Here is a 23,421-nt window from a genome sequence, read left to right as displayed (position 1 = left end):
ATTAATCTTTAACAGCAAAAATATTTATCGAATTTATAAAATTAACGCATGTTTTTAATAGCGACTGTGCATACCAAAATGATGAGACATTCCATCTTCCATTCGACCTCCTTTCCAGCCACCAGAGCCGAGTAAATTAAGCACATCTTGAGCGGTATAATCGACACCAGCGAAGAAGTCATGCGCTACATCAGAGCGGATGGCTTGCAACTCTGGTTGATTTTCCAAATCAAGATCTTGCGGATTCGCATACAACGCCAACGCAATTTTTTGTTGGCACGCGCTTAACTCGCTGGTGCTCGTCTTTACCTGACCAACCGAAAAGTACTCACGACTGCCGTATCCCACCACCAATCTGGTACTCATTAGTTTAATCACTTTCTTAATGCGGCGACGTTGTATAAATCTCAACATGTTTTGTTATTCCTGTATTAAGTTGGCTATGGTCGTATTCTTTTGTTCGAATTAAAACACTCTGTTTTATCCGCGAAATTTCTCTAGCGCTTTTCGCGATGATCGGTTGTATAATACGATCCTGAAATATTTTGTTACGTTACCTCGGTAACCCCTGAGACTGCAACATGAACAACAGCAGATGGGTCGGCTTTATAGGCGGCACGATTGTCTTACTTAGTACCTTTATCCTCTTTGGATCTTCCGTCCACTCTGCTTGGTACCGAATCCCTGCGGAAGCCATTCATGGTATCGCCTTCACTCTGGCTTTTGGTTTAGGGTTAAACAGCCTACTGGCGTACGCGACGGCAATGATTACTCTTGCTGCACTATTCTACATTGGCTTTGTCGTTAGCTATCGGGTCCATCAGAAACTTAAATAGTCTTCTGTCTCAACCTGAGCTTAATAACGGATACTTGGTAACTAAAAAGGGAGCAAACGCTCCCTTTTTAGTTGTCAGCATGTAGATGTTCTATACCCGCTTTAATCATTAAGGTGGTATACCCTCAACGACTGCTGCATACCTGAAACATCATCACCTAAATACTCAACCGTCATTGGAACGTTGACCAACAGAGTAAAACTGGAGTCACTGAACCTTCCATCAGCATCACTCTCCAAATGAACAAAAAACGCAGGCTTATCCGCAATCAATGTAATTCGCCTCCCTTCAATAGAGACATCTATATTGGCTTTCGCTATCGGCAAGGTTTTTAGCTCGTGAGTACTAAACCATGTGTTGCTTATTCTGTCTTCACCGATTTGCGCTTCAACATAGAAGAAGCCTGACGTAAGTTCATCCTTCTCGATCAATTCATCCAACTGCCACAAAATCGTATTGCTGTCTGCTATGACTGTTTGTTCTAAGCTCCAACATTGCTTTTCTTCCCCTTGCCAATCTACCCACTTGAGCAATGCGTTGACGCTTGCGGACTCTTTCGCATCATTGAGCAAATGTAGGCTCAACTTGCCTGTATGCTCGGAAAATACCAAATACTGCGGCGCAAAAAAGCGTTTTGCATGGTAGTGCAACTGCTTCCATCGACCACTGTATTCCAAACTAGACCAAGAGCTGACAGGCCAGTTATCGTTGAGTTGCCAGTACAGCATGCCGCGACAAACTGGAGAAATGGCACGCCAATGATCGCATGCAGTTTTGATCGCGATTGCCTGCTGAACTTGACTTAAATACAGCATGCTCTCAAATCCAGAGGGAAAACGAAAATAGCGCGTGAACATCTCTGTGATAATACTATTACCACGCGGGTTCTTCTGATGTTGTTCGAAAGTTGGGGATGTAATATTCCAGTCTTGCTCAGGGACAAACCGCTTAACTTCAGCAAAAGATGGCCAAGATTGAAAACCAAACTCAGAGCAAAAACGAGGATTCACGTCAAGGTAGGCACTGAATGATTTTCCTGAATGCCAAACGTCCCAAAAGTGCATATCGCCTTTACTATCATCATGCCACGCATCACCGAAATCCAGTTCACCATTACATGGGGAACTTGGCCAGAAACGGCGAGTGCTATCTTGCTCGGTAATCTCCTTCTCAATCATGCGGTTGAGGCGATCGTAGTTAACCGTGTATTTGACTTTACTGCGCTTAGATTCGTCATACCAACCAATAGCTCCAATCACTTCATTGTCACCACACCAAAGTGCGATTGATGGGTGCTCCTTGAGCCTCGGGATTTGGAATCTAAGTTCTTCTTCTACCTCTTTTAAAAACTCGTCGTTTGATGGGTACAACGAGCAGGCGAACATCATGTCTTGCCACACCAACAAGCCAAGTTCATCACAAAGGTTATAAAAGATTTCACTCTCGTACTGACCACCGCCCCATACGCGAATCATGTTCATGTTGGCGTCAACCGCACTTTGCAAAAGGTTGCGATAACGTGTTTCGCACTCTCGCCCCGGCATTGCGTCAATAGGGATCCAGTTGGCACCTTTAGCATTAATCGGTACGCCATTGACGATAAATTCCATTGCAGAGCCGTGCTCATCAGCTTGATTATTTAGAGTTAGCTGACGCAAACCAATGTTGTGCGTTAACTTTTGCTCTCTGCAAGAAATGGTAATGGGATAGAGATACGCTTCGCCATAACCCGATGGCCACCAGCGTTGAGGCTCCAAAATGTGGAACTGGCAATGATAGTGACCACTTCCTTTTGTTTGAATACATTGACGCTCACCATTAAATTCAACCATCATTTCATGGCGTTGACTGTCCGTTTCCACTTCAACTACTACATCAAGAAACACACTCCCATCGGCTTGCCATTGCTGCTCTGTCGAGAAGCCTTTGAGCCAAAGCTCATTCACAATGTCGATTTGAATGGGGTCGTAAATACCCGATACCATCAAGCAAATGCCCCAGTCCCATCCGGAATGGCACTGTGTTTTGCGGATCAAGTTCATGTGTGGAATTTGGTTGTTGCCCATTGCCGATGGAATAGGAAATGGCAGTTTTTTTGCTCTTGCGATACCTTCTAAATCCACCCGAGCAAACTCAACCCGAATCGTGTTAGTACCTTGCTTTAAATGCGGTTTAATATCCACACGTTGCTGGGTAAACATGTTGCTGCAAGTTTGTGCTAACTCACCATTAACATAGAAGGTTGCCAATGTATCGACACGAGTTAGCGTCATCCAAATTTGCTTGGCAGACAACGTAAACGCGTCGACGTCAAACTCACGTGAGATATGCCACTCACACTCTTCAATCCATCGAACTTTGTTTTCATTATCGGCAAAATAAGGATCTGGAATCTGCTCTGTTTGTAAAAGCGCCGACACATTATCGCCCGGAATAAACATTGGAATTTCAAGATTGGGACGCTGTGGCGAGGTAAGCATCCACTGCCCGTTAAGTTCGAAGTGAGCCATCGAGTTAAACCTTAGCTTGGGAAAAACATGTTTTCTCAATGTAATCCTGACAATCCCATGCAAAAACAAGGGAAATGTTAATTACATACGAAATGCGGTGCATTTCACGTAAAAACTCTTTCTTTTGATCTCTACCCAAAAATCAGCAACTTGGCTAACCTGTTAAAAATTAATCGAAATCTAAGGTTATATTTGCAACTTCGACATGTTAACATCATCAGCTTTTTGAACATCCTCACACTTTTCGTTGAAACGATGTGAGGGGAAATGCACGGCTTCATAGCCCTAAAAAGCGAAGTAATTATGTCAAATATGACGAATGCCGCCTCCCACACAGCGCCTATTCAGGATGCTGACTATTCTGCTATTCATCCCCCATCTTTACTCAAGCGCCTCGAACTCACCAATCCTGTCTTTTGGTTAAGTGGTAGCTTCCTCACTCTATTCGTTTTACTTGCTCTAACGAATACCGACTCTCTAACCGCAATGGTTAACACCGGCTTCGGCTTTGCTACTAAATATTTCGGAGCTTACTGGCAAGTACTGCTTCTTCTGAATTTCCTAATTGGTTTGGCTCTTGCGTTTGGTCGCACTGGTTATGTGCGCCTAGGTGGTCTAGCGAAACCTGATATTGATAACTTTAAGTGGTTGTCAATCGTACTCTGTACTCTACTTGCAGGTGGTGGTGTGTTCTGGGCCGCAGCTGAGCCTATCGCGCACTTTGTGACTGCTCCGCCTCTATACGGGGAAGCCTCACCGAAAACTGCCGCAATCAATGCCCTATCTCAGTCTTTTATGCACTGGGGCTTCTTAGCTTGGGCGATCCTTGGTGGTCTATCTTCCATTGTCTTAATGCACTTGCATTACGATAAAGGCCTGCCTCTTAAGCCGCGTACTCTGCTTTACCCTGTTTTTGGTGATAAAGCCATTAAAGGCTGGATTGGTGATGTTGCTGACGCATGTAGCATCATTGCAGTAGCAGCAGGAACCATCGGTCCTATCGGCTTCTTAGGTTTACAAATTAGCTACGCGCTAAACTCATTGTTTGGCCTGCCAGATACGTTCGTAACGCAAAGCATGGTTATCATGGCGGCGATCCTGATGTATACCCTTTCCGCACTGAGCGGTTTGAGCAAGGGTATTCAAATCGTCAGTCGTTACAACATCATTTTGTCTGTACTATTAATTGGTTACATCCTGTTCTTCGGGCCGACAAGCTTTATCGTTGATGGCTACGTGCAAGGCGTTGGTCGTATGGTGGATAACTTCTTCCCTATGGCACTTTACCGTGGTGATACAGGCTGGCTAAGTTGGTGGACAGTATTCTTCTGGGGTTGGTTTATCGGTTATGGCCCAATGATGGCGATCTTTATTGCTCGTATCTCTCGTGGTCGTACAATTCGCCAATTAATCATGTCTATTAGCATCGCGGCACCGCTGATTACTTGCTTCTGGTTTAGTATCGTTGGTGGCAGTGGCCTTGCGTTTGAACTTGATAACCCTGGTTTGATTTCATCTGCGTTTGAAGGCTTTAACTTGCCTGCAGCACTGCTAGCGATTACTGGTGAATTACCTTACCCAATGATCATTTCGGTTCTGTTCCTGATCTTAACGACAACATTTATCGTGACGACGGGTGACTCGATGACTTACACAATCAGTGTAGTGATGACGGGCTCAACAGAACCAAACGCAGTGATTCGCTCGTTCTGGGGTCTGATTATGGGTATTGTCGCTATTGCGCTTATCTCAATGGGCTCTGGTGGTATTTCTGCATTGCAGTCTTTCATTGTAATTACTGCCGTACCTGTGTCTTTCATTTTGCTGCCAAGCATTTGGAAAGCACCCGGCATTGCAAGCAGAATGGCAAAAGAGCAAGGCCTCGTTTAAACCGCCTCTCTAACCAATATGCGAAAAAGAGCCCTTCATTGGGCTCTTTTTAATTCTGCGCTTTATCCTACGCTATCAATGCGAATCATCACGGCGTCTGGACGCCAATACTCGAATTCGCAGTCCATTAAATGCCCATCTTGTTTGTAGTTTACCCGCCGAATTTTCAGAACGGGTTGTCCTTCAGCTAGGTTCAACGCCTTAGCGACATGAGCAGGAGCTGACGTTGGAATCACATCAAAACGAGAGCGCTTTGTCTCGTAACCATACTTCTCACGATAAATGCCCGTCAGGGACATGGTGAGGTTCTCAGACAATATACCCTCAAACAGTGCCGCTTTGAGCACGTTCTCAACAAACAATACCGCTCGCCCATCAATAAAACGTAACCGTTCAATTACATAAATTGGGGTAATTCGCTCCACCTCTAACGATTTGGCATACTCACCTGCGGCCATTTCACTTCGCACGTTGAGTAACTTAGTTTCTGCAATACGATGCTGCTCTCGAATCATCTGATGGAAGTGAGAACGAGACAACGGGTTGTAACAGATACGCTCAGGAGATACATACCAACCCCGGCGCTCTTCTCGATAAATAAGACCTTCCGTTTCCAAAGACACCAACGCATCTTTGATAGTGATTCGAGTTGTAGAAAACAGCTCACTGAGCTCTCTCTCTGACGGCAGTTTTTGTCCTTCCGACATGATGCCGGAAAGAATCTGCTGTTTTAAGCTGCTTCTAATTTTTCCTAATTGGGTACCAAATTGTCCGGTGCCTGTCGCTCTCATTCTGATCTAGTCCAACGATAATTTGACGAATAACATAAGGCGTTTACGTAACAAAAATATGACATTAATCAACAGAACACATACTGAACGTATGAAATATAAGTGCCACATAAAATCAGCAAAACTGTCAAATTACTTGCGCTAAATCGTCACATTCCATCCATAGCATACAAAGCGAACTTACTGACCTAGTCCAGAAGGATGGAGACAATGAAAACTTTGCTAAGTCGTTCAATTACCGCACCAGCGGCAATCATTGCGGTAACGCTCGCTACGCCAACAGTAGCGAAAGAAGCCGATATTGAATCTTTGGTAGCAGCAGCACAAAAAGAAGGGGCGGTTTACAGTGTGGGTATGCCTGACAGTTGGGCAAACTGGAAAGACACTTGGGCTGATTTAAAGTCAAATTACAACCTTAAGCACCAAGACACGGATATGAGCTCGGCTCAAGAAATCGCAAAATTCGAAGCTGAGAAGAAAAACGCGACCGCAGACATTGGTGACGTAGGCTTTGCCTTCGCACGTGTAGCGGTTAAAAAAGGCGTCACTCAGCCATATAAACCAACAACTTGGAATGACATCCCAGATTGGGCAAAAGACGAAGATGGTCATTGGGCACTTGCTTACACTGGCACTATTTCTTTTATCTCCAACAATAACCTCGTAAAAGACGCGCCAAAAACGTGGGATGACCTATTAAAAGGCGACTACAAAGTGACCGTAGGGGACGTAGGCGTAGCAGCACAGGCAAACAACGCGGTTCTCGCCGCAGCGTTCGCCAACGGTGGGGACGAATCCAACCTCAAGCCTGCGCTCAAATTCTTTTCTGAACTCGCGAAGCAAGGTCGTCTTTCATTTACCGATCCGAACATCGCCAACCTAGAAAAAGGCGAAGTTGAAGTGGCGATCATGTGGGACTTCAATGCATTGAACTACCGCGACAAAATTGACCGCGACCGCTTTACAGTGAGCATTCCTCAAGATGGCTCTGTGATTTCTGGTTATACAACCATAATCAATAAATACGCGAAGAACCCTAATGCAGCAAAGCTTGCTCGTGAATACATCTTCAGCGATCAAGGGCAAATCAACTTAGCAGAAGGTTATGCGCGTCCAATCCGCACCAACATCACACTGCCTCAAGCAGTGCAAGACAAGCTAATTGCTAATGACCAATACAGCAATGTTCACCCAGTGACTGACTTCTCAGCTTGGGAAAAGTCCGCACGTAAGCTGCCACGTCAATGGCAAGAAAGTGTCTTAATCCACCAGCAATAAGAGTAAGTCGTTATGAGCAATAAGGTCATCCTTGTTGTTCTAGATGGACTGAACTATCAGGTAGCCCGTGATTGCATGGGCTACCTCAATGGTCTTCTAGAGCAAAGTCGTTCCCAACAAGAAACTCGCGCAACGCTTTATCCTGTGCAGTGTGAGCTGCCCTCTATGTCTCGCCCACTTTATGAGTGCATTTTAACGGGCGTTCGCCCTGTAGAAAGCGGCATCGTAAACAACAATATCGTTCGTCTATCCAAACACGATTCCATTTTCAGTTTGGCAAAAGCCCAAGGAAAAGTGACCGCTGCGGCTGCCTACCACTGGGTAAGTGAGCTTTATAATCGCGCGCCATTTGAACCTGTTCGCGATCGTTTCACGCATGATGAAACCCTGAATATCCAGCACGGCTGCTTTTACCATTGGGATCATTATCCTGATGAAGCCTTGTTCCTGGACGCAGAGTATTTACGCCGCAACTATCAACCTGATTTCTTATTGATCCATCCGATGAATATCGACGATACAGGACATAAGTTTGGCCTAGACTCTCGCCAATACCGCAATTGTGCGCGAGGTGCAGACATTATTCTTTCCAACTACATCGATCAATGGCTTGCTGATGGGTATCAAATCATTGTGACCAGCGATCATGGCATGAACAACGATCTTTCTCACGGTGGGATTTTACCTGAAGAACGAGAAGTTCCCCTGTTTGTCATTGGTGATAAGTTTACCCATCAAGATTGTCATATTAAGCAAACTGATATTTGTGGCACCGTTTGTCAATTGCTAAACCTTGACCACACGAAGCCATACACTCAGGAATTGTTAGCACTATGAGCAGTTCAGTCCTCTCCCCAAGCTCTAGCGAATCACGTTCAAATTTGGCAAGTACTTGGTTAAAGCGCTTTAAGCCAGCCATTTGGTTGGCACCTTTCGCACTGTTTTTCTATCTATTTCAACTCGCACCGATGATTTGGGTGCTGTTAAACAGCTTTATCTACGATGGCGAGTTTGCCTTCGATAACTACATTGAAGTGCTCGACTCCGCCTTTATGATGCAGGCGTTTGGCAACAGTTTGTGGTTAGCTGTGTGGTCGAGCATTTTTGGCTTAGCCATTGCGACTCTGTTGGTCTCTTCTCTACGCAGAGTCGATTCTAAAGTCCGCGACGGTGTGATTGCGTTTACGAACATGAGCAGCAACTTTGCAGGCGTACCTCTGTCATTCGCTTTTATCATTATTTTGGGCACCAATGGGGCGATTACCCTTTTGCTCAAGCAGTATGGCTTACTCGGTGATTTCGACCTTTATGGTAAATGGGGTCTGCTGGCCATTTACATCTACTTCCAAATCCCGCTGGCGGTGTTGTTGCTCTACCCTGCGTTCGATGCGTTGAGTGATGATTGGCAAGCAGCTGCTGCGCTACTGGGAGCCAAAACATCACAGTATTGGGCGAAAATCGCGCTGCCAGTGCTCTCACCAGCCTTATTCGGTACCTTTATTATCTTAATAGCCAACGCAATCGGCGCATATGCGAGTGTTTATGCGTTGACCTCCGGTAACTATAACGTCATCACAATTCGAATTGCGAGTCTGGTATCGGGAGACCTGTTCCTTGAACCTAATCTCGCCGCTGCAATTTCGGTGGTTCTAATGGTGTTACTTGCCTTTATCACATTGATTAACCAATGGCTCATTTCGAAAAGCTATGCAGGTAGGAAGTAGTCATGCACAACGTTAATACTCGATTCCATAAAACAGTGGTTTATTCCATTGTTGGGATCATGCTCATCCCGATTTTAGCGACCTTTGTCTATTCGCTTTCATCACGCTGGGGTGCCACGGTGCTTCCAGATGGTTTCACTTTTGATTGGTACGTTAAATTGCTGACCGACCCACGCTTTTTGCAAGCGTTTGGGCGTTCGCTGTTTATTTGTATTGCTTCGCTAACCCTCAGTGTGCTTCTGGTTCTGCCAGCGATATTCGTGGTGTTTTACTACTTTCCGAAGCTCGATAAGCTCATGAACGTATTGATTTTGCTACCATTCGCTGTACCACCAGTGGTGTCCTCCGTCGGCTTGCTTCAACTTTATGCTGACAGTGAAATCTCCCTTATCGGTACTCCTTGGATTCTAGTAGGTACTTACTTCACCATCGCGTTACCGTTCATGTATCGTGCGATTTCTAATAGCTTCGAAGCAATTAACCTTAACGATTTAATGGACGCTGCACACTTGCTAGGGGCAAGCACAACCAAAGCGTTTTTGATGGTCATTTTACCTAACCTCAAAAAAGGACTGATGGCATCGCTTTTCCTTTCATTTTCATTTCTATTGGGAGAGTTTGTGTTCGCCAATATTTTAGTCGGCACACGTTATGAAACCCTGCAAATCTACTTGTATAACATGCGTCAGACGAGCGGCCACTTTACGTCTGCCTTAGTGATGACCTACTTCCTATTTATTTTTTTACTGACTTGGTTGGCAAGTCGTTTCAGCCGAGGAGTCAAACAATGAGCTACGTAACAGCGAAAAATCTGACTAAACGTTTTGGTGATAACACCGTATTTGAGGACATTCACTTTAACATCGAGCAAGGTGAATTCATTACGCTTTTGGGCCCTAGCGGTTGTGGTAAATCGACACTACTTCGCAGCCTTGCTGGGCTTAACCCTGTCGATGGAGGCGAGATTTGGGTAAACGGAGAAGATATCACGCATCAAGTCCCGCAAGAGCGTGGTATTGGGATGGTCTTTCAATCGTATGCGCTGTTTCCCAATATGACCGTCGAAGGCAACATTGCATTTGGCTTAAAAATGAAAAAGCTTGCGAATGATGATATTCGACGTGAAGTGGCTAAAGTCATCAAACTGGTGGATCTGGCAGGTAAAGAAAAACACTATCCGCATCAACTTTCTGGCGGTCAGCGCCAGCGTGTCGCACTCGCTCGAGCATTGGTGGTGAAACCTCGCATATTATTGCTTGATGAGCCACTTTCTGCGCTTGATGCCAAAATCCGCAAACACCTTCGTCAGCAAATCCGAGACATTCAGAAAGAGATGAATCTCACCACTATCTTCGTAACTCATGACCAAGAAGAGGCGATGATTATGTCTGATCGTATCTTCCTAATGAGTAAAGGGGAAATTGTTCAAGCAGGAACACCTGAAGAAATTTATACTCATCCTGCTAACGAGTTTGTGGCCGGTTTCATGGGGCACTACAACCTTGTAGAGGCCAATAAAGCCAAGCAACTCTTCAACATTGATACCGAATGGAAAGTAGCGATTCGCCCAGAGTCTATATATGTAAAAGAGCAAGGTCGTCAATATGATAGCCACATCTCAGCGCCACAAGTAGGTACGATCACCAACCACCAGCTTCTAGGTAATGTTATTCGCTATCAAGTGAACGTTGAAGAGTGTGAGCTCACTGTTGACTTGCTTAACCGCTCTTCAGAACGCTTACTAGCGAATGGCAGCCAACTAGAGCTACTCTTTAACCTAAACGAAATTCAACCAGTGAGAGCCTAAACATGTCCAAACCTTTGTATGTTTTTGATATGGATGAAACCCTAATAAACGCTGACTGCGCAATGATTTGGAACGAGTTTATGGTTGAGAAAGGCATCGCGACTGATCCTTTATTTATTCAGGAAGATCAGCGTCTAATGGCCTTGTACTCTGAAGGCAAAATGGACATGGAAGACTATCTAGCGTTCTCCATGAAGCCACTAGAAAACATGCCGATTGAAGAAGTAAATGCCTTGGTTGAAGAATGTGTTGAAAGCCATATTTTGCCTAAACAGTTCCCTCAAGCCAAAACCCTGATTGAGCAACTGTCTCGTGATGGTATAGATATGGTTATCATCTCTGCCAGCGTCACTTTTTTGGTGGAAGCCGTTGGTCGCCGTCTTAATATTCCAACCGCACTCGGAATTGATTTAATCGAGAAAAACAACCGTTATACTGCTGAAATCGACGGTGTCCCGAGTTATCGTGAAGGCAAAGTCACGCGATTAAAACAGTGGCTAGAAAATCAGCCTGAGCCTTATTCCGAAATCCATTTCTATACCGATTCAATCAACGATTTACCGCTTTGTGAATACGCGAACTACGCTTATCTGGTAAATCCATGCCCACAACTAAAAGAACACGCCAACAGACCGAATTGGAGTGTGTTAAGTTGGGGGTGATATAGCCTCACAAGACCGTTCTTCCTAAGTAAATACTTTTCTATTTGTTCAAAGAGCAGTTCTTTCTGCTCTTTTTTACTTCTCTTCATCACAAATTAATCACTTGATTAAATACTGATTAATTTTTCACATGTCGCATGAGAAATCAGCGTCTTATAATTAATCAAATGTTTAATATTTTGAGAGAAGATTGTGACGGAAGCGCATCGAAGGGCGGGAAGACCCACAGATAATATCGACGCAAGGGAAAAACTGATTTTCCACGCGCGCGAACTCTTCACCATTATGGCTTATGACAAGGTCTCTACTCGCCTAGTCGCGCAGAAAGCAGGCGTGAACGTGGCGATGATTCGTTACTACTTTGGCAACAAAGAAGGCTTGTTCGAGACCATGTTGCGCGAAACACTGTCACCGATGCAAAAGCAGATGCAGACGTTGGTATCCAACAGTAACGAGCAAAACTTTCTCGATCTAATGCGCACCTACTACCGCGAAATGATCAAGGTACCACAGTTCCCACGCTTAGTTGCCCAAGTTATGAATATGCCCCCATCGGAAACCCAACGCAAACTGCTCGAAAAAGTCTTCGCAGATATCAGTAAGCCAATGCAAGGCGTGATCTTTGATAAGTTGATCGACAGTGGCGTTTTACGAAAAGACGCCGACCCTCAACTTTGTCGCGTCTCTTACATCAGCTTGATGGTATTTCCTTTTATGGCACCACCAGCACTGCTCGCCATTCATGGCATTGAACTTTCTGAAGCCTTCTTGAACCGATTATTCGAACACAACATACAACTGATGAAACATGGATTTTTAGACTCGGGCGACCAATATGAAGATAAATAAAAAGCTGCTGTTCTTTCCTGCTCTTGCGGTGGGGGTCGTCATTCTGTTTTTGGCGATTAGCCTCAAACCAGATTTGCCCGTAAAACCCGCTGGAGATCGTGCACGGTTGGTCGAGACGATTCCACTTGAGCTCAAAGCCATTGCTCCAGTAGCCATAGGGTTTGGCAAGATCGCCCCAAAAGTGGAATGGAAAGCGATAGCCGAAGTGACGGGTAAAGTGGTCTACCGCCATCCGCAACTGGAAAAAGGACAAGTGTTGCAAGCAGGGACAGAAATCTTGCGCATCGACCCGCTCGATTACGAGTTGAAACTGGTTCAAGCTCAAGCCGATCTCAAATCTGCCCAAACCTCTCTGGCTAAGCTGAACCAAGAAGAAGCGAATCTCAAAAGCACACTCAAGATAGAAGCCAACCGTCTGGTTATCGCCAACAAAGAGTTAGACCGTAAACAAAACCTACGTAAGAAAGGCTTAACCTCGCAATCGGATGTAGATCAGCAAGAGCAAAGCGCGCTCTCTCAACGTAAGTTAGTACTGGATATTGAAAATCAAATTGGTTTGATGCCGGATGAGAAACGAGTCGCGGAAGCCCTAGTTAAAGTTAATGCATCAAAAGTGGATGAGGCCGAACGCTCGCTTGATAAAACCATCATCACGCTTCCTTACGATTTGCGTATTGCTGACGTAGAAATTGAGAAAAAGCAAGTGGTTAACCTCCAACAAACCATGGTGACAGGACATGGTATTGATGTCATGGAAGTGGAAGCTCAACTATCCATTCATGACATGCAAACTTTGGCGGCGAGCATCGGTGAGTTTGTCCGCGATGAATCTGGTATTCCACAACCTGATATGAATGCGATTCATGCCAACATTGAACTCAGCAGCGGTAACCTCTCTGCAAGCTGGCCTGCGAAAGTTGCACGCATCAGTGAAACGGTTGATCCAAGCCAAGCGACTGCCGGTGTGATTCTGGAAATTGAACAAGACTACCGTGCATTAAACCCAACGTCTGCGCCTCCATTGGTGAACGGCATGTTTGTGCGTGCCTTGATTGAGGGACAAGAGAACCCGAGTTGGGTCATCCCAGAGCGTGCGCTTCATGGCAATAAGATTTACCTGATGGGCGATGACAATCGTCTGCAAGTCGTTACGGTTGAAGTGTTATATCGTCGCAATAACCAAGTGGTGATCGATGGTGAACTAGAGCAAGGTCAGAAGCTGATCATCAACGATTTGCTGCCTGCGATTAACGGCATGCTATTGAAAGAGTCACCTGAACAGTCAGAAACGGCTATTGAGGAGTCTGATTCATGATCCGATTCTTCGCCAAGCATCCAACAGCAGCCAACTTGCTGATGCTAACGCTGCTGATATTGGGGATTTCTTCACTTTCCACGATTAAGCGTGAAACTTTTCCTGAGTTTGATCCGCCCTACATCCTAGCTGGTGTGGTTTACCCCGGCGCTTCCCCTCAAGAGGTAGAAGAGAGCATCTGTATCCGAATGGAAGATGCTGTCGATGGCCTTGCCAACATTAAAGAAACTCAGTGTGAAGCGATTGAGGGTTCTGCGCGTCTTATCTTAAAACTGAATGAAGAAGCCGACATTGGGCGCATGTTGGTTGATGTTCAAACCCAGATCAACTCGATAAACGACTTCCCACAAGAGATTGAATCTCCTGTGGTCCAAGAGCTCGATTGGAACGAGCCAGTTGTGGATGTCGCGATCACCGCAGATACCACATGGCCAGAGCTAAAAGCGTATGCCGAACAGCTTAAACGCACGTTAAAAATCGATTACGATGTCTCTTTGGTTGAAGTTGCTGGCTTCTCTGACCACCAATACCGAGTAGAGTTAGACACTCAAGCTATCCGACAACTTGGTTTGAGTGTTGGTGATATTGCGGAGCAGATTGGTCGTCAAAACGTCAAGTTGCCAAGTGGTAATGTCGAAACGCCAGATAAGAACTTTCTGATCCGCTTTGACGAACGACGCGTGACGCCGGAAGAGCTTGAGACTATCGTCGTGGGCTCTGGTACAAATGGCTCAATCATCCGTCTAAGAGATATTGCGACGATTACCGACCGGTTTGAATTGGACGAACAGAAAGTCCTCTTCGATGGTCACCCTTCTGCCCTACTAAAAGTCAGCAAAAACAAAGAAGATGACGCACTGCGTATCAAGGAACGGGTTGCTCAATTTGTCGAAGAACAACAAGCTATCGCGCCAGACGGTGTGATGCTACAAATGACCAATGACCTTTCATCCGTGCTTTGGGATCGCCTGACCATGATGGTCAAAAACGGTTGGCAAGGTATCATTCTGGTCTTCGCCACCATGTGGTTGTTCTTTAGTTTTCGCTATTCCTTTTGGGTCGCAGCTGGTTTACCCGTTGCCTTCTTAGGTGGGTTATTTTTGATGGCGCAACTTGGCCTGTCCATCAACATCATGTCTTTGGTCGGGTTACTCATGGCCATCGGTATCATGATGGATGATGCCATCGTTATTGCCGAATCGATTGCCGCTCACCTCGACCGAGGAGAAGAGATCGATGATGCCGTTATCAAAGGAGTGAAAAAGGTACTGCCAGGGGTAATTTCTTCCTTCCTAACTACGGTGTGTATTTTTGGTAGCTTGTTATTCCTGCAAGGTGAAATGGGTGCGGTACTTAAAGCAGTTCCTCAAGTTCTGATCCTCGTTTTGAGTTTGAGTTTGGTGGAAGCCTTCTTGATCCTACCTAACCACCTTTCTCATTCGCTACATAAACAAAAGCAAGAGCGAAAAACACCGAAGTTCAAACAAAAGCTGCTCGCTTCTTTTGAAAACTTCCGCAACACCACCTTGGTCAACGCAGTAGATAAAGTGGTCGAGTATCGCTATGCCTTTATGGGTGGCGTGGTTGCCTTGCTTCTTATCTCCGCGGCCACGTTAGTAGGTGGTTTACTCAAGTTCCAACCCTTCCCTGAATTGGATGGCGACATTGCAGAAGCGCGTATTATTCTTCCTCCGGGTTCTTCTCTGTCTCAAACGGAAGCTGTCGTCGATAAGATCGTCGCTTCCGCTCAAAAGCTAGATAAAGAATGGACAGAGAAAGTGGAAGACGGCAACCCATTGGTTCTACACATTACCAGTCAATTCAACGCTAACGCCGACGCGAATGAATCTGGCCCTCACATTGCCACGGTACGTCTGGATTTGCTGGGCGCCGAGAGTCGTAACACACTCATCGATGAATTTATCGACGCATGGCGTGAAGACATTGGTGAACTTGCCGATCCTATCTCGCTGGTATTTAAACAACCGACCATGGGGCCGGGTGGACGAGCGATTGAAATTCGAGCGAAGCATGATGAACTGGATGCGCTCAAAGCCGCCTCTATCGACATTCAACAATACTTAAATGAGTTTGACGGTGTCCATGGCGTGTTGGATGACATGCGTATGGGTAAAGAAGAAGTCTTGGTAAAACTGCGTCCGGGCGCAGAAGCTTACGGGATTAACGGCCAACTCATCGCCAATCAATTGCGTGCAGCTTTCTTTGGCCAAACCGCAGACGAGATCCAAGTTGGGGTAGAAAACATTTCAATCGAAGTTCGCCTCGATAAAGCACAAGCCGGTGACTTACAGCAATTGGCAAACTTTCCGATTATCTTGTCCGATGGCAGTCAAATCCCCCTCGCAACCATTGCGACTTTGGATTTCCAACGTAATTACGTAAGAATCCAGCGCATTGATGGCTTGAGGACTGTGAGCGTATTCGGCGATATCAACAATACGAAAGCCAACTCAACCGCCATTATTCGTCAGTTCCAACAGGATGAGGCGCCAAAGCTTATGCAAAAGTATCCTGGTCTTCGCTTTGATTTTGAAGGCGAAGCCAAAGATACCGCTGAAACTGGCGCATCAATGGGTAAAGGCTTCTTGCTTGGTTTATTTGGCGTGTTTGCGATTCTGAGTTACCAATTCCGCAGTTATTTGGAACCATTCGTCGTCATGCTTGCGATTCCACTCGCCTTTATTGGCGTGGTATGGGGACACATCCTACTCGGTCACTCATTAAGTATGCCGAGTATGATGGGCTTTGTCTCACTAGCGGGGATTGTGGTGAATGACTCGATTCTGTTAGTTCAGTACATACGCCATCATGTCGATGAAGGGGATAATGTGCACGACTCAGTAGTCAAAGCCAGTCGGGAACGCTTTAGAGCAGTATTCCTGACATCAATGACCACTGCAGCAGGTTTGCTTCCGTTACTGACTGAAACCAGTTTGCAAGCACAGGTTATCCAACCACTGGTTATCTCTATCGTGTTTGGTATTTTCGCATCCACTCTGCTGGTGTTGTTTATGATCCCTGCTGCGTATGCCATTTTAGCTGACTTCGGCCTAGTCCATAAGCACGAAGAAATCTAAAACGACTGATAAGTAAACTTATCAAAATGCACAAGAGCGGCTTAGGTCGCTTTTTGTTCAATACCAATGCGTTAAAAAACACACAATCACTTAACAAACAGAGGGTTATTGTGTCTCATTAAGTGTGAATATGAACAGTTAAGGATTAAGTATGTTGAGTTTTATATAACCAAATCAAATAACCAACACAAGATTTATAATATGTCTTATTGTCAAAAACGGAATTTCACAGAGTAAAAATACACGCAGGCAACACATTCACAATTTAAACTCACGATAATGAAAACATTGATTGAAGAATTAACATTTTAACAATCATTACAACAATGTTAACTTTAGCCTCGTTGGTCGTGCTGGTGGTAAGCCTCTCACCAAGCCTATTGTCAGTTTTATATGGACGTTCGACCACCTCCAAAATGAATAGACACCCAATTTGGTGCCCTTTTTTCGCCCGTGAAAGCATTTTTCGCGGGCTTTTTTCTTTAAGTTAAGTATGAACGCTCTGGATCAACTTTTTTTTGTCAACCTTTCGGATTTGGAGGTAGTATGTGAATCAATAAGCGGAGACAGTGCTAGCAACTCTAAAACATTTTTTTCAAAGATTTCATCCGCGTGTCTTACCCAATCTAAAAACTTTTTTTGAGCAAACATAGGCTCGATTTCATATAAAAATTCAATACTAAAGTAAAACTCATTTTTGATAGGCAAATTGTACACTCTTCGATAGTCTTTTTTATACTCCAAATTTCCTTCTACATATTTTGAAAATGTATTTTCACCAATCTTGATATCTTGGCATTTGATTGGAGGGTAACCACGAAGAAACTCTCCTACAAGGAACTCTTCTTTCGCTCTCTTTTTTTCTTCGTTTATCGGGTCCATTCCCCAACGATGATTTGCGTACGCAATGGCATCATTCATCAACTCTGTATGATCACCTTTTCGAGAGCCGTCAGGTGACTCTACAGCATGATAAAAATCCACGTACTCTTTCTCTATAAATGAAGATAGTTCATTAACACTAGTAATATATTTATCTGAAGATTTAATCCTTAACCGAATATATAAACCACCTTGTTTATTGATTGGTAATAGTGGATTTATTATTTTATTTTGAAAAGAGAAATAAATCGTGGCCAATTTTATAAACTTTTCATGCCGCTCTACTTTTGAATCAATATTGAACCGTTGTAATTCAATAAAATCTTGGTATACATGTCCTTCATATATGTTGTTCGGACACTCAAATGACAGCACTAAGTCATCTATCTGGAATACATTATGTAACAAGTTTGCAAAATCTGGCTTTCCTCGAAAGCCATCTTTATACATTTTAATAAGGCCCATATATCTAACCCTTGTTCTTTAAATATTCATCAATATCTTTTAAACGTTTACTAGCCATATTATTACCAGACATCATCAGTTGTCGTCGATAAGATTCCACACCGAAATAGGGTAATGTATGTGGGCTCTCTGTGACCTCTCCATTCATCACTAATCCCAAGAATTTACAACAACGAACGAGACTACTTGCAGATAATGGAGTTTGTCTCGCAGCAATATTTGGGACAATATCAAAGGGATTCGTTCGGGTTTTTGTGTAATTAACTTTCAAACCAAGCTGCTGTGCATTTTTCCCTATCTTCGTTGTATTTGTTCCCCCTGCATGCACAACGATTTGTTGATTCAATAGTCTTAAGCTCGGATTATTTTTTCTAACATACTCAAGAGCAGAGTTAAAAATAATGGCACCTTGGCTATGCACTGTCCATTTTACTTCCTTACCCTGCTCTGCACATTGTTTCATTACTGCTGCTAGGTGTTGAGCATTGTGCGAAGTAAAACGAGTTTTGTCATAAACACATTCAATAAGGTCCAGCTTCGCATTATCAGAAGGGTTGTGAAACAACGTATACTCTGTTGGCTTATCTTCTTTGTACGCCACCTGCGTATGTACCCCCATCAGTGTCGCCGCTTTCTCATAATCATTCAACATTCCATTTACCGTTGCATGAAGCGTATTGACTTGATGAGTTACTTGAGCTTTAGTGTGGTCCCACTCAGCCAACAATAACTTTGCTTCATCATTGTTCTGCACTCCATTATACTCACCATTTTTACCTGTTTCTTTCTTCACATGATACATTTGGGTTCTTTGATGTGAATGCTTAAAAATAGACTTACCATGCAACTGTCGATCAAAAGCAATATCATGAATTACAACTTTCCCGTCTCTAAGGATACAAGTTAATAAGTAATGATAATTTTTGAAGGGATACCTAGTTCGAAATATTCGAAGCAATGGATTGCGTTTGTGTCTAACTACAGAGGGTGTGCTTGGATTAGATGAAAGAAAATACATTTCTTTGACAACTTGCTTCTGATCATATTCATTCAGAGACGCAAGCATGACGAGGGATTGTCTTGATAAGTATAGTTTTTTATTGCTAAAGAGTGCAGCTGAAAGTCTCACTCTTCCATGTAAGAATTGTTCAACCTCATTAACCGACTTATTATTTAGCCCAATGTAATCAAAAGCCTCTTTCCTTTCAATAAATTCCCAAGTCATTACTAATCCCTCTTCAAATAAAAGTGAACCACATACTAAGGTATTATGAAGGTCAAAAAGGAGATCGGATCTTTTCTAAATTTTAAATATCTAACATCACCTCCACTTTACTGAAATCTACACTTTTAAAAGTTACATCCGCTCCATCCAGCAATAGCTCATCAAACACGCCAACTATTGATAATAAGCTTGAGGATCTGATCTCCACCCATGAAATGAGAAACAAAAAAGCCAGCCTTAAAAGGCTGGCAAGTTGAGCAACAAGGTCAGTGCTTACTGCTAACTAACACCGAACTCGTATTGGATTCATTTTCGTCTGTTAGTCTCTTTTAGCGGCGTTTATGACTTGCTTGCTTTCTCTTTGTGGCACGTTACCTTTACTAACTGTTCTTGCTCATCTTTAATGTTTTTCACGATACGCTCATCACGTGCGTGAATGGCATCCATGTTCATTTGCTGAATATCTGCTATAGCTTCATGTTTCATCTCAGAAAAGTCCTGACGTAAATCTGAGCTCCACTCCTCTTTGTCTAAAGTGTTAGCAGCAGCGATTGGTGATGACATTACAGCAATAAGACTTAGAGTAGATAGAAATACGCTTTTCATAATAAGCTCCTTGAGGATTAGCAGTTAATTTTAATTACAATTTATATATTGCACATACGATGCCAACTTTTATTTTGTTATTTTTCAACAACTTAAATAAAGCCTCATATTCAACGTTATCTTCGTCTGGTAAATTTCGCTAACCAAGTGTCAAATTAACCATGCGAATTTAAAACATTAGAAACATACATATTAGAAATACTTTGTCAGGCAGTTTTCTCATCAGATAATTACGTAACTGCCCACTAAAAAATCACTTTGAATCAAAATGCGGAAACAAAAAAGCAGCCCGAAGGCTGCTCCTAATCGTTAACATCAAGCTTGTTAACTCGATACGCTTGCTTCAACGCTCGACGTCACTGGCGACTTTCTGAAACGATTAATCAAACGATGGATAAACCTCTTAATCGATCTGAAAATATTTTTAATATCTTCAAGCATTAAATACAAACAAGGCACCAACACTAAAGTCAGAACCGTTGCGTACAACACCGCAAAGCCCAAAGCGACAGCCATCGGTATGACAAAACGCGCCTGCAAACTCGTTTCAAACATTATCGGCAATACACCCGCAAACGTCGTTATTGAGGTGAGCGTGATAGCTCGAAAACGAGCACAACCCGCCTCAACAACCGCTTGTTTGATGTTCATACCCTTTTCTCTCACTTGGTTTACGTAATCTGTCATAACCAGAGAGTCGTTGATAACCACGCCAGCAGCGGCGATCAAACCAAATGTCGACATCATACTGATGTCTAAACCTAGCCAGAAATGGCCCCAAATCGCCCCCGTCAGACTAAACGGAATGACGGACATTACAATCAAAGGTTGGGTATAACTTTTTAACGGTACAGCTAACAAGATGTAGACGATGATCATGCCTGCAATAAAGAACAAAATCTGTTCATTACGCTGCGCAGCCTGCTCTTCAATATCACCGCCCAATTCTGTTTTCACAGTTGGGAAGGCTTGCTTCATGTCCGGTAAGATATTGTCGTCAATGACCTTCACGATTTCTTGAGGTTCAACCAATTCTTCGTCTATGGAACCATAAACATAAACGGTTTGATACCCGCCTTCACGTCGAATGCTACTCACGCCCGGCTGCTCGTTGATCTTCACCACATCACCTAGCATGACCTTCTTACCTGCTGGTGTTGTAATCACAGCGTAACGCAATGATGAGAATGCTTCACGCGTCAATTGCGGGTAACGCACCATAACTTTAATTTCTTCACCATCACGAATAATGCGCTGTGCTTCGCCACCATAAAAGCTGCCACCAACTTGCTCTGCGATCATGGTGAGATCCAGACCGAGATCGTACGCTACAGGCGCAAGAGACAGGAGTACTTCTTTGCTTCCAGAATCAATAGAAGATGAAATATCATATAACCCTTCTTCCTGCTGTAAACGCTCTATCAAGTAACGCCCAGCCTCGTTGAGCTCATTGATGTTAGAACCAAACAACAAGTAACCAAACTCATCTCTGTCACCACCACCCGCACTCTGCTCGCGGATTTTGATGCTCTTCATACCTGGAATAACAGGCATAGCTTCACGCCAACGTCGAGCCAGTTCAAATGTATTGAACGGGCGTAACTCTTCATCAACCAGAGGTACTAATACACGACCTTCGGTGCGGCTTCTGTTGTACGACAGCACATCACGAATCATTCCTTGACCATGTTCTGCAATGGTCTCAGATTCGATCTTTTGCATGACACGTTCAATAGTCTTGAGTGCACTGATTGTCTGCTCACTTGAAACGGTATCATTCATTTCAATAGTGATCGCAGGATAGTCAGTCGGCACTTTAGGGTTAGGGATCACCCGAACATAATTCGCGTTGATCAAAGCCGCGCTGATCAGCAGTAAACCACAGAACACTGCAAACACTGTCCAGCGCCAATGGGTGCATGTTGTTACAAAGTTACGATACGGACCGTTTACAAAGCCGAAGAAACGTTGGTTGAAACGATCTCGCCATCCACCAGGTTTGACTGGTTTAAAATGGGTATGCGCAAGGTGTGCAGGAAGGATCAGCTTCGATTCAATCAAACTGAAGATCAAACAAAGAATCACGACCCCCGCGATACCATAAAAGAAGGCACTATCAATACCGCTAGACAACAAGAAAGGGGCAAACACAGCAATTGTGGTTAACACACCGAAAGTGGCTGGTGTGGCAACACGTTTTACACCACGAACCACGTTTTCGACGCCACCGCCCTTTTCTTCGATTTCACTGTACGCACTTTCTCCCATCACGATGGCGTCATCAACTACAATACCGAGCACCATAATGAAGGCAAAAAGAGACACGATGTTTACCGTGATCCCTAATGCAGGCATCATCATTACGGCACCGAGAAAACAGACAGGTAGCCCAATCATTACCCACATAGCCAAGCGGAAACGTAGGAAAATGGTCAGCATAATCGCGACTAATGCAGCGCCTTGCAGCAAGTTTTTCAACATCATGTCGAGACGCCCATTTAAATAATAAGTAGTATCAACTAAAACTTTGAGCTTAACATCCTGCGGTAATGTCTTGTTTTTTGCTTCAATATAATTACGAACGGACTGTGCAACAGGGATAATGTTCTGATCACGAGTTGCTTCAACAGACATGTAGATCGCATTTTGCCCTGAGTATTCAAAATAGCGCTCTTCTTCCGTAAAACCATCTTTGATCGTGGCGATATCTTGCAGTAAAACCTTCGCACCATTTGCGCCAAGCTTTACAGGAATATTTCTAAACTCATCACCACGGTAGTATTGGTTTTCAATCCTTACTGCAATCATCCCTGAATTTGTTTTTACTTCGCCCGCAGAAAAGTTGGCCGAGTAACGGCTGATCGCGCTGCTGATATCGCTCAACGTCAGGTCGTATTTACGAAGAACAAGTGGATCCACTTCAATCGCTATTTCTTCTTCTGGCGCACTCAGATACACCAGCATGACGTTTTCTAACTGAAGTAATTCATCTTCGATTTGCTTAGCAATCGGTTTAAGCTCCTCGAGCGGTCGGTCCCCAACTAACCCCATTTCGATTACATCTTGGCGCCATTCAACTTGGTAGACATTGATTGGTTCCATACCCGCTGGTAAGTTAGACAAAGTATCAATACGTTGGTTTACATCATCTAAGACACGCTTGATATCGGCATTAACGTCTACCTCGATAGAAACATACGCGCTACCTCTAGAGGCCGTTGAGACTGCTTTTTTAATCCCGGTGACGTCTTTAATCGATTCCTCGACCTTAACGAGAATACTCTCTTCTATCTCTTGAGGAGAAGCGCCAGGATAAGTCGCACGAACATCAATGTAGTTCACCTCAATATTCGGAAACATCTGCCTTTGAATAAAGAGAAAACTCACCACACCCATGATAATGATGAACACCATCAAAAGGTTGGCAGCGACGGGGTTATTCGCAAAATAGGCAATTAAGCCCTTTTGTTTAGTATCTTCCAT

18 protein-coding genes are annotated in these 23,421 nt (G+C 44.0%); 11 read left to right on the top strand and 7 right to left on the bottom strand.

Going from position 1 to position 23,421, the window contains the following annotated elements; translation table 11 throughout:
- Positions 1 to 54: 54 nt before the first annotated feature.
- Positions 55 to 414: a DUF6559 family protein gene (locus tag R7E00_RS01020; protein ID WP_005373833.1), complete on the bottom strand. Its 360-nt coding sequence runs from the start codon at positions 412 to 414 to the stop codon at positions 55 to 57.
- A gap of 167 nt (positions 415 to 581) precedes the next feature.
- Here R7E00_RS01020 and R7E00_RS01015 point away from each other — a divergent pair, with 167 nt between their 5' ends.
- Entirely contained in the window at positions 582 to 836 is a 255-nt protein-coding gene (locus R7E00_RS01015) for a hypothetical protein (RefSeq protein ID WP_005373837.1), read from the top strand.
- A 101-nt stretch (positions 837 to 937) separates the two neighbouring features.
- Here the strand turns inward: R7E00_RS01015 and R7E00_RS01010 are convergent, their stop codons facing one another.
- A complete protein-coding gene (locus R7E00_RS01010; RefSeq protein WP_005373839.1) occupies positions 938 to 3,346 on the bottom strand; it encodes a beta-mannosidase in 2,409 nt (802 codons plus the stop codon).
- 303 nt (positions 3,347 to 3,649) lie between these two features.
- On the opposite strand from R7E00_RS01010, the gene R7E00_RS01005 reads away from it, so the two are divergent.
- The gene (locus tag R7E00_RS01005) at positions 3,650 to 5,236 is read left to right on the top strand and encodes a BCCT family transporter (RefSeq protein WP_005373846.1); all 1,587 of its coding nucleotides are present in this window, start codon (positions 3,650 to 3,652) and stop codon (positions 5,234 to 5,236) included.
- 62 nt (positions 5,237 to 5,298) lie between these two features.
- On the opposite strand, the gene R7E00_RS01000 is transcribed toward R7E00_RS01005, so the two are convergent.
- Complete coding sequence (locus R7E00_RS01000) at positions 5,299 to 6,027, bottom strand: UTRA domain-containing protein (protein WP_005387087.1); 729 nt, start codon at positions 6,025 to 6,027, stop codon at positions 5,299 to 5,301.
- 210 nt (positions 6,028 to 6,237) lie between these two features.
- On the opposite strand from R7E00_RS01000, the gene R7E00_RS00995 reads away from it, so the two are divergent.
- The 9 genes from R7E00_RS00995 to R7E00_RS00955 all read left to right on the top strand — a co-directional run bounded on the left by R7E00_RS00995 (position 6,238) and on the right by R7E00_RS00955 (position 16,760).
- On the top strand, positions 6,238 to 7,305 hold the full coding sequence (locus R7E00_RS00995) for an ABC transporter substrate-binding protein (RefSeq protein ID WP_005373851.1): 1,068 nt from the start codon (positions 6,238 to 6,240) through the stop codon (positions 7,303 to 7,305).
- A gap of 12 nt (positions 7,306 to 7,317) precedes the next feature.
- Positions 7,318 to 8,142 (top strand): alkaline phosphatase family protein, encoded by an 825-nt coding sequence (locus tag R7E00_RS00990; RefSeq protein WP_005373854.1) that lies wholly within the window; start codon positions 7,318 to 7,320, stop codon positions 8,140 to 8,142.
- Positions 8,139 to 9,029, top strand: a complete 891-nt coding sequence (locus R7E00_RS00985) for an ABC transporter permease (RefSeq protein WP_158159465.1) — start codon at positions 8,139 to 8,141, stop codon at positions 9,027 to 9,029. Before R7E00_RS00990 ends, R7E00_RS00985 begins: the two co-directional genes overlap by 4 nt.
- 2 nt (positions 9,030 to 9,031) lie before the next feature.
- Positions 9,032 to 9,820 (top strand): ABC transporter permease, encoded by a 789-nt coding sequence (locus R7E00_RS00980; RefSeq protein ID WP_065969830.1) that lies wholly within the window; start codon positions 9,032 to 9,034, stop codon positions 9,818 to 9,820.
- The gene (locus tag R7E00_RS00975; RefSeq protein WP_005373862.1) at positions 9,817 to 10,836 is read left to right on the top strand and encodes an ABC transporter ATP-binding protein; all 1,020 of its coding nucleotides are present in this window, start codon (positions 9,817 to 9,819) and stop codon (positions 10,834 to 10,836) included. The genes R7E00_RS00980 and R7E00_RS00975 overlap by 4 nt, the downstream gene beginning before the upstream one ends.
- A 2-nt stretch (positions 10,837 to 10,838) precedes the next feature.
- Positions 10,839 to 11,498, top strand: coding sequence for an HAD family hydrolase (locus R7E00_RS00970; RefSeq protein ID WP_182039506.1), 660 nt, complete (start codon positions 10,839 to 10,841; stop codon positions 11,496 to 11,498).
- Between the two features lie 192 nt (positions 11,499 to 11,690).
- On the top strand, positions 11,691 to 12,347 hold the full coding sequence (locus R7E00_RS00965; RefSeq protein ID WP_021707693.1) for a TetR/AcrR family transcriptional regulator: 657 nt from the start codon (positions 11,691 to 11,693) through the stop codon (positions 12,345 to 12,347).
- Positions 12,334 to 13,662 (top strand): efflux RND transporter periplasmic adaptor subunit, encoded by a 1,329-nt coding sequence (locus R7E00_RS00960; protein ID WP_025767987.1) that lies wholly within the window; start codon positions 12,334 to 12,336, stop codon positions 13,660 to 13,662. The genes R7E00_RS00965 and R7E00_RS00960 overlap by 14 nt, the downstream gene beginning before the upstream one ends.
- Positions 13,659 to 16,760, top strand: a complete 3,102-nt coding sequence (locus R7E00_RS00955; RefSeq protein WP_262606160.1) for an efflux RND transporter permease subunit — start codon at positions 13,659 to 13,661, stop codon at positions 16,758 to 16,760. The genes R7E00_RS00960 and R7E00_RS00955 overlap by 4 nt, the downstream gene beginning before the upstream one ends.
- Positions 16,761 to 17,267: 507 nt before the next feature.
- Here the strand turns inward: R7E00_RS00955 and R7E00_RS00950 are convergent.
- The 4 genes from R7E00_RS00950 to R7E00_RS00935 form a co-directional block, all read right to left on the bottom strand.
- The gene (locus tag R7E00_RS00950; RefSeq protein ID WP_025767990.1) at positions 17,268 to 18,107 is read right to left on the bottom strand and encodes a hypothetical protein; all 840 of its coding nucleotides are present in this window, start codon (positions 18,105 to 18,107) and stop codon (positions 17,268 to 17,270) included.
- 4 nt (positions 18,108 to 18,111) lie between these two features.
- A complete protein-coding gene (locus tag R7E00_RS00945; RefSeq protein WP_025767991.1) occupies positions 18,112 to 19,332 on the bottom strand; it encodes a hypothetical protein in 1,221 nt (406 codons plus the stop codon).
- 339 nt (positions 19,333 to 19,671) lie between these two features.
- A complete protein-coding gene (locus tag R7E00_RS00940) occupies positions 19,672 to 19,938 on the bottom strand; it encodes a hypothetical protein (RefSeq protein WP_005373876.1) in 267 nt (88 codons plus the stop codon).
- Between the two features lie 324 nt (positions 19,939 to 20,262).
- Positions 20,263 to 23,421, bottom strand: a complete 3,159-nt coding sequence (locus tag R7E00_RS00935) for an efflux RND transporter permease subunit (RefSeq protein WP_025767992.1) — start codon at positions 23,419 to 23,421, stop codon at positions 20,263 to 20,265.

The sequence above is a fragment of the Vibrio sp. Vb1755 genome, assembly GCF_033338635.1.
GTDB classification, from domain to species: Bacteria; Pseudomonadota; Gammaproteobacteria; order Enterobacterales; family Vibrionaceae; genus Vibrio; species Vibrio alginolyticus.
The sequence above is the reverse complement of the archived record's forward strand: the minus strand, read 5'-3'. Positions and strand labels throughout refer to the sequence as shown.